Source organism: Luteimonas sp. e5 (assembly GCF_054031035.1).
Genome location: NZ_JBSTRX010000002.1, coordinates 722,983 through 736,000, shown reverse-complemented (window position 1 = coordinate 736,000; position 13,018 = coordinate 722,983). Strand labels below are relative to the sequence as shown.

Here is a 13,018-nt window from a genome sequence, read left to right as displayed (position 1 = left end):
TCCAACGGTCAAGGGTTCCGGCCCGCGTTTCTCATGGCGGGCCGGGCATGCTCATGCGGCAGGGGCATTCTCGCCCGCGAGGCGCTCGGCAAAGGCGTTGATGTCGATGCTGCCCAGGTCTTCGCCTCCCCGCGTGCGCACCGCGACCTGGCCGTGTTCCTTCTCGCGGTCCCCGACCACCAGCAGGTACGGCACCCGCTGCAGCGTGTGCTCGCGAATCTTATAGCCGATCTTTTCGTTCCGCAAATCGGCGCTGACGCGGAAGCCTTGGGCCACAAGGGTTTTGCGCACCTCATCGGCGTACCCGGCCTGGGCATCGGTGATGTTCATCACCACCGCCTGCACCGGCGCCAGCCAGGTCGGGAACTGGCCGGCATGGTGCTCGATCAGGATACCGATGAAGCGCTCCATCGAGCCGACGATGGCGCGGTGCAGCATGACCGGATGCCGGCGCTGGCTGTGTTCGTCAACGTATTCGGCACCGAGCCGGCCGGGCATCATGAAATCGACCTGCATGGTGCCCAGCTGCCAGGTGCGGCCGATCGCATCGCGCAGGTGGTATTCGATCTTGGGGCCGTAGAACGCGCCCTCGCCCGGCAGTTCCTCCCATTCCACGCCGGCCGAACGCAGGGCCGAGCGCAGCGCGGCTTCGGCCTTGTCCCAGGTGGCGTCATCGCCCAGCCGCGGCTCCGGGCGCAGCGCGATCTTGATCTGGATGTCGGTGAAGTCGAAGTCGCGATAGACCTTGAGCGCCTGCTGGTGGAAGGCGGCGACTTCGGACTCGATCTGGTCTTCGGTGCAGAAGATGTGGCCGTCATCCTGGGTGAAGCCGCGCACGCGCAGGATGCCGTGCAGCGCGCCGGAGGGCTCGTTGCGATGGCAGGAGCCGAATTCGCCGTAGCGGATCGGCAGGTCGCGGTAGCTGTGCAGGCCCTGGTTGAAGATCTGCACATGGCCCGGGCAGTTCATCGGCTTGACCGCGTAGGTGCGCTTCTCCGACTCGGTGAAGAACATGTTCTCCTTGTAGTTGTCCCAGTGGCCGGAACGCTGCCACAGCGACACATCGAGGATCTGCGGGCAATGCACTTCGCCGTAACCGGTGTCGCGGTAGACCCGGCGCATGTACTGCTCGACCTGCTGCCACAGGGTCCAGCCCTTGGGGTGCCAGAACACCAGGCCGGGTGCTTCTTCCTGCAGGTGGAACAGCTCCTGCTGCTTGCCGATGCGGCGGTGGTCGCGCTTCTCGGCTTCCTCGATGCGGCGGATGTAGGCCTTGAGCTGCTTGTCGTCGGCCCAGGCGGTGCCGTAGATGCGCTGCAACTGCTCGTTCTTGGCATCGCCGCGCCAGTAGGCGCCGGAAATGCGGGTCAGCTTGAAGGCCTTCAGGAACCGCGTGTTCGGCACGTGCGGGCCGCGGCACATGTCGACGTATTCCTGATGGTGGTACAGGCCCATCTGGGTGATTTCCGGGCCCATGTCCTCGATCAGGCGCAGCTTGTAATCCTCGCCGCGGCGGCGGAACTCGGCGATCACCTCCTCACGCGGGGTCATGCGCTTGATCACGTCGTAATCCTGCGCGATCAGCTCCTTCATCCGCGCCTCGATCGCGGCCAGGTCCTCCGGGGTGAACGGGCGCTCGGAGTGAATGTCGTAATAGAAGCCTTCCTCGATCACCGGGCCGATCACCATCTTGGCCTCGGGAAACAGTTGCTTGACCGCATGCCCGACCAGATGCGCGCTGGAGTGGCGGATGATCTCCAGCCCCTCCTGGTCGCGCGGGGTGATGATGCGCAGGCGGGCGTCGTGGTCGATCACATCGCAGGCATCGACCAGGCGGCCATCGACCTCGCCGGCGACAGTGGCCTTGGCAAGGCCGGCGCCGATCGACTCGGCCACCTGCATGACCGTGACGGGGTGTTCGAATTCACGGCGCGAGCCGTCGGGAAGGGTGATGGCGATCATGTCGAATCCTGGAAAACCGCAGTGGCGGGACGAAAAAAGGCGCCGAAGCGCCTTTCAAACCGGAGTTGAATGCGTCGGCGGAAATCAGCGGGGGGCGCGGGTAGTGTCCATGTCGCACGCTCGGCCGGCATTGCGCGGGCCACCTTGTTCTCACGGTCGATGAAACGGTACGCCCGTGATTCTAACGCGGAACCTGCCGTCGCGGCCAATTCCGCAGCAGATGCGATTCGCCACCGCCACTGCATGGGATAATGGATGGTTTCCCGCATTGATTCCGCCATGTCCGCCCAGGTTTTCGTCACCAACGCCCTGCCCTATGCCAATGGTCCGCTGCATCTGGGCCATCTGGTCGGCTACATCCAGGCCGACATCTGGGTGCGCGCGCGGCGCATGGCGGGCGATGAGGTGCACTACGTCTGTGCCGACGACACCCACGGCACGCCGATCATGCTGGCGGCGGAAAAGGCCGGCACCACGCCGGAAGCCTTCATTGCCGAAATCCAGAAGGGCCACGAGGCCGACTTCGCCGCGTTCCACGTCGATTTCGACCATTACGATTCGACCCATTCGCCGCGCAATCGCGCGCTGACCGAGGCGATCTACGCACGCCTGTCCGAACAGGGACATATCAGCCGTCGCACCGTGTCGCAGCTGTACGACCCCGAGCGCGGCATGTTCCTGCCCGATCGCTACGTCAAGGGCATCTGCCCGAACTGCGGCACGCCGGACCAGTACGGTGACAATTGCGAAGCCTGCGGCGCCACCTACGCGCCGACCGAACTGAAGGAGCCGCGCTCGGTGGTCTCGGGTGCGACACCGGTGCTGCGTGATTCCGAACACCATTTCTTCGAACTCGGCCATTTTGAGGCGTTCCTGCGCGAATGGCTGGCTGGCGACGTCGCCGTCGGCGGGGTCAAGGCCAAGCTCGGCGAGTGGCTGGAGGGCGAAGGCGGGCTGCGCGCCTGGGACATCTCGCGTGACGCGCCCTACTTCGGCTTCGAGATTCCCGGCGCGCCGGGCAAGTATTTCTACGTCTGGCTGGATGCGCCGATCGGCTACCTGTCGAGCTTCCAGGTGCTGTGCGAACGCGAAGGGATCGACTTCGACGCCTTCCTCGGCGCCGACTCCCGCGCCGAGATGCACCATTTCATCGGCAAGGACATCGTCAACTTCCATGGCCTGTTCTGGCCGGCAGTGCTGCATGGCGCCGGCATGCGCGCACCGACCCGGCTGCATGTCAACGGCTACCTCACCGTGGACGGCGCGAAGATGTCGAAGTCGCGCGGCACCTTCATCCTCGCGCGCCGCTGGCTCGAGCATGGCCTTGCGCCCGAGGCACTGCGCTACTACTTCGCGGCCAAGACCTCCGGCGGCGTGGAGGACGTGGACCTCAACCTCGGCGACTTCGTGCAGCGGGTCAACAGCGATGTGGTCGGCAAGTTCGTCAACCTCGCCAGCCGCTGCGCCGGCTTCATCGACAAACGCTTCGACGGCGAGCTGGCATCCGCGCTGCCCGAGCCGGCGATGTACCAGCGCTTCGTCGCCGCGCTGCAGCCGATCCGCGCGGCCTATGCGGACAACGATGTCGCCCAGGTGCTGCGTCTTGCGATGGCACTGGCCGACGAGGCCAACCGCTACATCGACGAGCGCAAGCCGTGGGTGATCGCCAAACAGGCCGGTGCCGAAGCCGAACTGCAGGCCGTCTGCACCCAGGGCCTCAACCTGTTCCGCGTGCTGGCGCTGGCGCTGGCACCGGTGCTGCCGCAGACCGCGCGCCGCGTCGCCGAATTCATGGGCGCGCCGCTTTCGGCGTGGACCGACTGCGCTGCGCCGCTGCTGGCGCAGCGTATCCAGCGCTACCAGCCCCTGTTCACCCGCATCGAACCCAAACGCATCAATGCCATGATCGAAGCCAGCAAGGACACCCTGAAATCCGCCAACGAAACTGCACAGACCACGCCGACCAAGCAGCCGGCACCCGAGAAGGCCGCGACCAAGGCGGAGACCGCGACCATCGGCATCGACGATTTCGCCCGCCTCGACCTGCGCATTGGCAAGGTGCTCGAATGCACCCTGGTGGAAGGCTCCGACAAGCTGCTGCGTTTCGTGCTTGATGCCGGCGAACTCGGCCAGCGCCAGATCTTCTCCGGCATCCGCGCCAGCTATGCCGAACCGGAAAAGCTGGTCGGCCGCAACGTGGTGTTCATCGCCAACCTCGCCCCGCGCAAGATGCGTTTCGGCGTGAGCGAAGGGATGATCCTCTCCGCCGGTTTCGATGGCGGCGCCCTGGCGCTGCTGGATGCCGACGACGGCGCCGAAGCCGGCATGCCGGTCAGGTAAAAGCGAGGAACGAGTGGAGAGGAACGAGTAGTGAGAGAGAGCAAGAGCAGGCAGCGCTACGCTCTTCTCTCACTGCTCACTTCTCATGAAAGCGAGGAACGAGTGGAGAGGAACGAGAAGTGAGAGAAAGCGAGAGCACAGCACCGGCAGCGCTACGCTTTCCTCTCACTACTCACTTCTCTTCACTCACTTCTGATGAGAGCTGGAAACGAGTGAAGAGGAACGAGAAGTGAGAGAGAGCAAGAGTCCAGCGCCGGCCGCGTCCGGCTCTTCACTCGTTGCTCGTTCCTCTTCACTCGTTCCTGCGCCTCTGCTCGAGCGCATCGAGCGTCTGCTGCCGCAGACCCAGTGCGGGCAATGCGGTTACGCGGGTTGCCGGCCCTATGCGGAGGCATTGGCGCGTGGCGAGGCGGATATCGATCATTGCCCGCCGGGTGGCGATGCCGGTGCGCGTGCGCTGGCGCGTCTGCTCGGAGTACCGGCCAAGCCCTATGACCGCAGTCGCGGCGAGCACAAGGCGCCGGCGGTGGCGCTGATCGTCGAGGACGAATGCATCGGCTGCACCAAGTGCATCCAGGCGTGCCCGGTGGATGCCATCGTCGGGGCTTCCAAATTGATGCACACGGTGATCGCGTCGCTGTGCACCGGCTGCGAGCTGTGCCTGCCGCCGTGCCCGGTGGACTGCATCCGCATGCTGCCCAAGGACGACTGAGCGACGGCGTTCAACGCCCGCGCAGGAACCAGCGGTCGATTTCGGCCAGGCTGAAGCGGGTCCAGGTGGGACGGCCATGGTTGCACTGCGCGGAGCGTTCGGTGGCTTCCATCTCGCGCAGCAGGGCATTCATTTCCGGCACGCTCAGGCGGCGGTTGGCGCGCACGCTGCCATGACAGGCCATGGTGGACAGCAGCGCGTCGCGTGCCTCGGCCACGCGCAGGCTGTGCCCGTGCTCGACCATGTCGGCCAGCACGTCGCGCACCAGCGCCTGCGGATCACCCTGCGCCAGCAGCGCCGGCACCGCGCGCAGCAGCAGGCTCTGCTCGCCACTGCGTGCCAGGTCGAAGCCCAGTTCCCGCAACGCCTCGCCCTCGCGCTCCACCAGCTCGGCCTCGCGCGTGGACACCGCCAGCGAAACCGGCACCAGCAACGGCTGCAGGCGCAGGCCCTCGCCGTCGAACGCGGTCTTCAATTTCTCGTAATTGATGCGCTCGTGCGCGGCATGCATGTCCACCACCACCAGCCCGTCCGCGTTCTGCGCCAGGATGTGGATGCCGTGCAACTGGCCCAATGCGAAGCCGAGCGGCGGGATCTCGCCCTCTTCCATGGCCTCCTGCGGCGCGCTCACCGCCCCGTGCGAGGGGACGCTGGCGCCGCCGCCCTGGTACAGCGCGGCATAGGCCGCCGGGGCATTCGCCACCGAAAGCCCCAGCCCGGACTGCTGGCGTTGCCAGTGCGTGGAGGGCAGCGGTTGCGTGTCGCCGATCGGGATGCCCGCTGCATCCGGCGCGTCGATGCCGGCATCCGGTGCCGGCTGTGCACCGGCACGGGTATCGGCCAGCGCCTGCTGCAGGCTGCGATAGACGAAGTCATGCACCAGCCGCGCATCGCGGAACCGCACTTCGTGCTTGGCCGGATGCACATTGACATCGACCCGCCGCGGATCGAGTTCGAGAAACAGCACGTAGGCCGGCTGGCGACCGTGGTAGAGCACGTCGCGGTAGGCCAGTTTGACCGCGTGCGCGATGCTGCGATCACGCACCGCACGGCCATTGACGTAGAGGTATTGCTGGTCGGCACTCGGGCGGTTGTACGCCGGTTGCGCGATCCAGCCGGACAGGCGCAGGCCCGCCGCTTCGTGCTCGATGGCGATGGCATGGCGCGCGAATTCCTCGCCCAGCGCCTGCACCAGCCGCTGCACCGGCTCCTCTGCCGCTTCGCCGCCGCGATAGCGCCGCAGCACCTTGCCGTTGTGGCTCAGGCGCAGCTCGACATCGGGACGCGCCAGCGCCAGCTGGCGCAGCCATTCCTCGACATGGCCCAGCTCGGTGCGCTCGGTGCGCAGGAACTTGCGTCGCGCCGGCACGTTGTGGAACAGGTCGCGCACCTCGACGCTGGTGCCCGCCGCATGCGCCGCCGGCACCGGCGCGCCGATGCGCCCGCCTTCGACTTCGACCGCATGAGCATGCTCATCGGCCGCGCGGCGCGAGGTGATGCGGAAACGGCTGACCGAAGCAATCGAGGGCAAGGCTTCGCCGCGGAAGCCGAGGGTGGCCACCGCCTCGAGGTCCTCGAGGCTGGCGATCTTGCTGGTGGCGTGCCGCTCCACCGCCAGCGGCAACTCGTCGGCGGCGATGCCGCGGCCATCGTCGCGTACCCGCACCAGACGCGCGCCGCCTTCCTCCAGCTCGATGTCGATGCGCTGCGCGCCGGCATCCAGTGCGTTCTCCACCAGCTCCTTGACCACCGACGCCGGACGTTCGACCACTTCGCCGGCGGCGATCTGGTTGGCGAGGTGTTCGGGCAAGGGGCGGATGCGGGCAGGGATCACTGGGCGGCTCGAATCACGGTTCGTGGGGGAACCGCGATTCTACGTGGCCCGGGCCGATCCGGTTTCAGCGCGACGCGGTCGTGGTGCTGCTGCCGCCACCCTGCGCTTCGCGCCACGCCGCGTAGTGGGTACCCGGGGGCGGCATGCGGGTGAAATGGGTATGGATGCCATCCAGTACCGCACGCGCGAGCTGGCGCTGGAAGTTCGGATCCTTCAGCCGCTGCTCTTCCTCGGGATTGCTGATGAAGGCGGTTTCGACCAGCATCGAGGGTACGTCCGGCGAGCGCAGCACGACGAAGTTGGCTTTCTCGATCTGGCTCTTGTGCGTCTTGCCGACCCGGCGCAGGCCGCCCAGCACTTCGTTGGCGATGCGCTCGGAAGCGCGCTGGGTGGCGCTTTGCGACAGATCGAGCAGTACCGAGGCCAGGGTGTTTTCCCGGTTCTTCAAACGCACCCCGCCCACCAGGTCGGCGGCGTTTTCGCGGTCGGCCAGCCAGCGCGCCGCCTGCGAGGTGGCGCCACGCGTGGACAGCACGTAGACCGAGGAGCCGCGCGCATTGCGGTTCTCGGCGGCATCGGCATGGATCGACACGAACACGTCGGCATTGGCACGCCGCGCGCGCTGGTAACGCTCGGCCAACGGGATGAAGAAGTCGGCGTCGCGGGTCAGATAGGCCTTGAGCCCCGGCATGGCATCGACCTGGCGCGCCAGTTCACGCGCCACCGCCAGGGTGATGTCCTTCTCGCGGGTGCCATTGAGGCCGACCGCCCCCGGGTCCTGGCCGCCGTGCCCGGCATCGATCGCGACCACGATCGGGCGCAGCGCGCCGCTGCTCATCTGGCTCAGGCTGCGAACGGGCGCGGGCGTGGCAGCCGGCGGTGCGGGTTCGGCGCGGGTGGGCTGCGGCGTCACCGCGGGCCGCGCCACCACCTGCGGCAGGCGCGCGGGCGAGGACGGCATCGGCGCGGGTTCGGCCGCAGGCGTCGCCGCCGCTGGCGGGGATGCCGGCACCGTGCCCGTGCCCGGCGCTGCCGAAACCGTGGTCAAGGTGCCGGCGGGAAGCGGGGATACTGCGTTGCCCGCCTGGTCCGGCGTTGCGCGTGGTGCCGCTTGGCTGTGCGCGACCACCGCGGAAATGCCATCGCCAGGCCATTCAAGGATCAGCACTGCATGACCATCGCGCCATTCCAGGTTGGGGCCGATCGCCACCACCGGCGCCGCCAGATCGAACACGATGCGGGTGATGCCCGGCTCGGGCTTGCCGCTGCGCACCGCGCTGACCACGCCGCCACCGGCGGGCAGGCGCACCTGCGGCGAGAGGCCGGTATCGAGCACGTCGAGCACCAGCCGATCGGGATTCTTCAGCGTGATCAGGCGATATTCGGCGCGGCTGTCCAGCGCGACCTCGGCGCGGGTGCCGGTGGCTCCGGAGCGCAGTTCCACCGAGCGCACCTCGCGGGCCTCGGCCAGATTCCACGCGATGGCGAACAGGAGCATCAGCCCCAGCAGAACTTGCTCGAATCGGAGTCCCCGCGCACGCATGGCCCGATTCAAGCATTGCAAGGAGTCAAGATCAAGTCTTTTCCCTTGAAAATCCGATGCTTCGGTTAACTTCCTCTCAGCTTTTCGAGAATGACAAACCGGCCGGGCCGGCCACTTCGCCGGCCATCACCCGCTCCAGCCAGGCACGACCGGTCGCGCTGGCGGCCCGTGCGCACAGGCGTCTGCCTTCGCCTTCGATGGCGAGCTCGATGTGCACATCGACCGCGGGCAGGCTGCCGCCCGCACCGCGTTCGGGCCACTCCACCAGCCACAGCGCGGCGAGGTCCGGCTCGATGCCGAAATACTCCAGCTCGCCCGGATCGCCGATCCGATACAGGTCCAGGTGCAGCGCCTCGTCACCCCCGGGCAGCGCATAACGCTCGACCAGCGTGTAGGTCGGGCTGCGGATCGGCCCCTCCACCCCCAGCGCACGCAGCAACGCGCGGGCGAAGCTCGACTTGCCGGCGCCCAGGTCGCCCTGCAGATGCAGCACCGCCGCCGCGGGTGCGCAGGCGGCGAACCGACGCGCGAGTGCATCGGTGGCGGCGGGATCGGCCAGCAACCATTCGCTGTTCATGCGTCGAGGGTGCATTCCCGGCTGGCCTGACGCAATCGGGCGATGAGGTCGCTGGCCAGCATTCCCGCCTCGCCGTCGCCGGCGGCAAGATCGCCGGCGCGTGCATGCAGCCACGCGCCATGGCAGGCGGCGACGAACGGCGCATCGCCCTGCGCCAGACGCGCGCCGATCACGCCTGCCAGCGCATCGCCCATGCCCGCACTGGCCATGCCCGGATTGCCCAGCGTCACCACACGGGTGCGCTCGCCCGGCGCGGCGATCAGGCTGCCCGCGCCCTTGAGCACCACCGCACACGCGTAACGCTCGGCCAGTGCATGCGCGGCCGCCCAGCGATCGGCTTGCACACTGGCGACATCGCAACCCAGCAGACGCGCGGCCTCGCCCGGATGCGGGGTCAGCACCGCGCTTGGGCATGCACGGGGCGCCTCGGCGAGCAGGTTCAGCGCATCCGCATCGATCACCCGCGGCTGCGGCCAATCGATGGCAACAGCGAACAGCGCCTGCGACCATGCACTGCGGCCCAGCCCCGGCCCGAGCACCAGCGCATCGGCTGGCGCCAGCAACGCGCTCAATCCATCGGCATCTTCCACCGCCTGCACCATCGCTTCGGGACGGCGCGCCAACACCACCGGCACATGCGCCGCGCGGGTGGCGGCGGTGAGCACGCCACAGCCACTGCGCAACGCCGCTTCCGCCGCCAGCACCAGCGCACCGCCCATGCCGGCATCGCCACCGACCACCAGCAGATGCCCAAAGCGACCCTTGTGCGAATCGCGCCGGCGCGCGGGCAGCCGTGGCCTCGCCTGCACCTCGGCCAACGGCGGCACGTCGGCGAATACCGAGGCCGGCAGGTCGAGCGTGGCCAGGCTCAACGCCCCGGCATGATCGACGCCGGCACCGGTGACCAGACCCGGGTGTGCGGCGATGAACTGCACGCTGTGGCTGGCATGGATGGCGACGCCCGGCACCGATCCACGCTCGCCATCGACCCCGCTTGGCAGGTCGATGGCGAGCACCGCGGCAGGTGCGGTATTCGCTGCTTTGATCATGGCCGCCACCTCGCCTTGCGGCGCGCGCGCAAGGCCGAGGCCGAACAGCGCATCGACGATCACGTCCGCTGCCGGGAGACGGCCGTCGAACGCCGACGCCGCGCCGCCGCTGGCGCGGTATTCGGCCGCCATGCGTTGCGCCAAGGGCGAGGCCGGCGGCAACGAGGGTGGATACAGCACCTGCACCCGGCGCCCGGATTCCTGCGCATGGCGGGCCAGCACCCAGCCGTCTCCGCCGTTGTTGCCGGGCCCGCACAGGACGACGATGCGCTGCGCCTCGGGCCAGTGCCTCAGCAGGCAGCGCCATGCCGCCTGCCCGGCGCGGCGCATCAACTCGCCTTCGTCGATGCCCGGCAGTGCCTGTGCACGCGCTTCGATCTCGCGCATCCGGTCGGTGGCATACAGCGCGCTGGGGCCAGTCATGCGTCGATTCTATACTTCGCGCATGCCTGCCCCCGAGCTCGATAGCGCTGCCATGCTCGCGCAGATTCGCGAGGATGCGGCGCGCCTCGGGTTCACCCGCTTCGGCGTCAGCGGGATCGAACTGGACGAGGACGAAGCCCACCTGCGCAGCTGGCTGGCCGAGGGCCTGCATGGCGACATGCACTGGATGGCGGCCCACGGCGACAAGCGCAGCCGACCCGATGAGCTGCTTCCGGGCACGCTGTCGGTGATCTCGGTCGGCCTGGACTATGGCCGCGACCACGACGAGGCCTGGGCGACCCTGGCCGACGGACATCGCGCCTACGTCGCGCGCTATGCGCTGGGTCGCGATTACCACCGCCTGATGCGTCGCCGCCTGCAGTATCTGGCCGAACGCATCGCCGCGCGCATCGGCGAATTCGGCTACCGCGTGTTCGTCGATTCGGCCCCGGTGCTGGAGCGTGCGCTGGCACGCAACGCAGGCCTGGGCTGGATCGGCAAGCACACCTGCCTGATCGACAAGGACGGCGGCTCCTGGTTCTTCCTCGGCGAGATCTTCCTCGACCTGCCCTTGCCCGCGGCGCAGCCGGCGCGCAACCATTGCGGCACCTGCCGGCGCTGCATCGACATCTGCCCGACCCGGGCCATCGTCGCGCCCTACCGGCTCGATGCGCGGCGCTGCATCAGCTACCTCACCATCGAACACGAAGGGTCAATCCCGGAAGAATTGCGCGCGCCGATCGGCAACCGCATCTTCGGCTGCGACGATTGCCAGCTGGTATGCCCGTGGAACAAGTTTGCGCAGCATTCGCACGAAGACGATTTCGCGCCGCGCAATTCACTCGACAGTGCCAGCCTGGTCGAACTGTTCGCCTGGGACGAGGACGAATTCCTGCGCCGCACCGAAGGCTCGGCGATCCGCCGCAGCGGCCATCTGCGCTGGCTGCGCAACATCGCGGTGGCACTGGGCAATGCGCCGACTTCGCCCGAGGTGATCGCCGCGTTGCGCCGGCGCGCCGCGCATCCGTCGGAACTGGTGCGCGAGCACGTGGCCTGGGCACTGGCCCGCCACGGCGTCGATTGAGCCTCAGCGCAACTGGCGCAGCAGCTCGCGGGTCACCGCATCCTCGGCCTGTACCTCGCCGCGCAGGGCCGGCAACAGGCGCTCGGCCAGGCGTTTGCCCAGCTCCACGCCGAACTGGTCGAAGGCGTTGATGCCCCAAGCCACCGCCTGCAGATAGACGCTGTGCTCGTACATCGCGAGCAGATGGCCCAGTGCTTGCGGGCTCAGTGCATCGAGCAGGATCAGGCTGCTTGGCCGACCTCCGGGGTAGGCGCGGTGCGGGTCGTCATTGTCCTCGCCATTGGCCAGCGCCTCGGCCTGCGCCAACAGACTGGCCAGCAATTCGGCATGGTTGCCGGCATGCGCATGATCGGGCCGCAGCACGCCGATGAACTCGGCCGGCACCACCTGGGTGCCCTGATGCAGCGCCTGGAAGTAGCTGTGCTGGCAGTCAGAGCCGGCCCCGCCCCACCATACCGGCGCCGTGTCGCGCTGCACCGGACGGCCATCCGCCTGCACCCGCTTGCCCAGACTTTCCATCACCAGCTGCTGCAGGTAGGCCGGCAGCAGCGCGAGGCGCTGGTCATAGGGCAGCACCGCCTGGCTCGCCGCCTGCAGGCCGTTGCGGTTCCACAGCGCGGTCAGCGCATGCCAGCAGGCAAGATTGTGCTCCGGCTCGGCGCTCAGTACATGACGGTCGAACGCTGCCGCGCCAGCCAGCAGTTGCCGGAAGGCCGGCATGCCAAGCGCCAGCGCGATCGGAAAGCCCACCGTCGACCACAGCGAGTAGCGTCCGCCGACCCAATCCCACATCGGCAGGATGCGCTGCTTGGCGATGCCGAAGGACTCGGCGGCATCGACACGCGCGGTGACCGCATGCAGGCGCGCATCATCGCCCAGCCAATCGCGCAGGATGGCACCGTTGAGCAGGGTTTCCCGGGTGCCGAAGCTCTTGGAGATGACGATGCCCGCGGTGTGCGCGGGATCAAGCTGATCCAGGCAGCGGGTGATCGCGGTGGCATCGACATTCGACACGAAGTGCACGCACAACCGCGGTTTTGCGATGCGCAAGGCATCCACCACCAGTCGCGGGCCAAGGTCCGAGCCGCCGATGCCGACGCTGACCACGTCATGGATACTCGGATCATCATGGATCGCCTGCACCAACTGCTGCATGCGCTGCAAGGCCTCGTTCGCCATCGCGTGCGCCGCCGTGGCCTCCGCGGTGGCGGATGCCTCGCCTCGCAGTGCGGTATGCAGCGCGGCGCGGCCTTCGCTCGGATTGACGGCTTCGCCATCGGCGAGGCGGCGCAGGGCATCCGGGAAGTCTGCGTCGCGCGCGAACTCGAACAATGCGCCAAGCGCCTCGCGGTCGTAGCGCTGACGGGCGAAGTTGGCATACAGCGGACCGACCCGCAGCGCGAAGTCACCGGCACGCGCCGGATCTTCTGCCAGCAACCGTGCCAGCGGGACCTCCGCCAGTCGCGCCGCGTGCTCGTCCAGGCGCGTGAACAT

Annotated in this window: 9 protein-coding genes; 3 read left to right on the top strand and 6 right to left on the bottom strand. The window is 68.0% G+C overall.

Going from position 1 to position 13,018, the window contains the following annotated elements:
* Positions 1-51: 51 nt before the first annotated feature.
* Entirely contained in the window at positions 52-1,962 is a 1,911-nt protein-coding gene (gene thrS, locus ACW11F_RS08940; RefSeq protein WP_456996502.1) for a threonine--tRNA ligase, read from the bottom strand.
* A gap of 279 nt (positions 1,963-2,241) precedes the next feature.
* Here thrS and metG point away from each other — a divergent pair, with 279 nt between their 5' ends.
* Together metG and rnfB are read left to right on the top strand one after the other, a co-directional pair.
* Positions 2,242-4,302 carry a methionine--tRNA ligase gene (metG, locus tag ACW11F_RS08935; RefSeq protein ID WP_456996500.1) on the top strand — a complete coding sequence of 687 codons (2,061 nt, stop codon included), beginning with the start codon at positions 2,242-2,244 and terminating at the stop codon, positions 4,300-4,302.
* Between the two features lie 229 nt (positions 4,303-4,531).
* Positions 4,532-5,014 (top strand): Rnf electron transport complex subunit RnfB, encoded by a 483-nt coding sequence (gene rnfB / locus ACW11F_RS08930; protein ID WP_456996499.1) that lies wholly within the window; start codon positions 4,532-4,534, stop codon positions 5,012-5,014.
* Positions 5,015-5,024: 10 nt separating this feature from the next.
* Here the strand turns inward: rnfB and mutL are convergent, their stop codons facing one another.
* The 4 genes from mutL to ACW11F_RS08910 all read right to left on the bottom strand — a co-directional run bounded on the left by mutL (position 5,025) and on the right by ACW11F_RS08910 (position 10,440).
* Positions 5,025-6,785, bottom strand: coding sequence for a DNA mismatch repair endonuclease MutL (gene mutL, locus ACW11F_RS08925; protein WP_456996589.1), 1,761 nt, complete (start codon positions 6,783-6,785; stop codon positions 5,025-5,027).
* A 127-nt stretch (positions 6,786-6,912) separates the two neighbouring features.
* The gene (locus ACW11F_RS08920) at positions 6,913-8,346 is read right to left on the bottom strand and encodes an N-acetylmuramoyl-L-alanine amidase (protein ID WP_456996498.1); all 1,434 of its coding nucleotides are present in this window, start codon (positions 8,344-8,346) and stop codon (positions 6,913-6,915) included.
* A 121-nt stretch (positions 8,347-8,467) separates the two neighbouring features.
* Positions 8,468-8,968, bottom strand: a complete 501-nt coding sequence (tsaE, locus tag ACW11F_RS08915) for a tRNA (adenosine(37)-N6)-threonylcarbamoyltransferase complex ATPase subunit type 1 TsaE (protein ID WP_456996497.1) — start codon at positions 8,966-8,968, stop codon at positions 8,468-8,470.
* Positions 8,965-10,440 (bottom strand): NAD(P)H-hydrate dehydratase, encoded by a 1,476-nt coding sequence (locus tag ACW11F_RS08910; RefSeq protein WP_456996496.1) that lies wholly within the window; start codon positions 10,438-10,440, stop codon positions 8,965-8,967. The genes tsaE and ACW11F_RS08910 overlap by 4 nt, the downstream gene beginning before the upstream one ends.
* Positions 10,441-10,462: 22 nt before the next feature.
* Between ACW11F_RS08910 and queG the strand changes: the two genes are divergently transcribed.
* Positions 10,463-11,524 carry a tRNA epoxyqueuosine(34) reductase QueG gene (gene queG, locus ACW11F_RS08905; protein WP_456996495.1) on the top strand — a complete coding sequence of 354 codons (1,062 nt, stop codon included), beginning with the start codon at positions 10,463-10,465 and terminating at the stop codon, positions 11,522-11,524.
* A 3-nt stretch (positions 11,525-11,527) separates the two neighbouring features.
* Here queG and pgi read toward each other — a convergent pair whose 3' ends face one another.
* Positions 11,528-13,018, bottom strand: a complete 1,491-nt coding sequence (gene pgi / locus ACW11F_RS08900) for a glucose-6-phosphate isomerase (RefSeq protein ID WP_456996493.1) — start codon at positions 13,016-13,018, stop codon at positions 11,528-11,530.

Bases quoted from the DNA above. Each gene is read 5' to 3' on its own strand.
- thrS (WP_456996502.1), bottom strand. From the start codon at position 1,962: ATGATCGCCATCACCCTTCCCGACGGCTCGCGCCGTGAATTCGAACAC.
- metG (WP_456996500.1), top strand. From the start codon at position 2,242: ATGTCCGCCCAGGTTTTCGTCACCAACGCCCTGCCCTATGCCAATGGT.
- ACW11F_RS08920 (WP_456996498.1), bottom strand. From the start codon at position 8,346: ATGCTCCTGTTCGCCATCGCGTGGAATCTGGCCGAGGCCCGCGAGGTG.
- tsaE (WP_456996497.1), bottom strand. From the start codon at position 8,968: ATGAACAGCGAATGGTTGCTGGCCGATCCCGCCGCCACCGATGCACTC.
- ACW11F_RS08910 (WP_456996496.1), bottom strand. From the start codon at position 10,440: ATGACTGGCCCCAGCGCGCTGTATGCCACCGACCGGATGCGCGAGATC.
- queG (WP_456996495.1), top strand. From the start codon at position 10,463: ATGCCTGCCCCCGAGCTCGATAGCGCTGCCATGCTCGCGCAGATTCGC.
- pgi (WP_456996493.1), bottom strand. From the start codon at position 13,018: ATGTTCACGCGCCTGGACGAGCACGCGGCGCGACTGGCGGAGGTCCCG.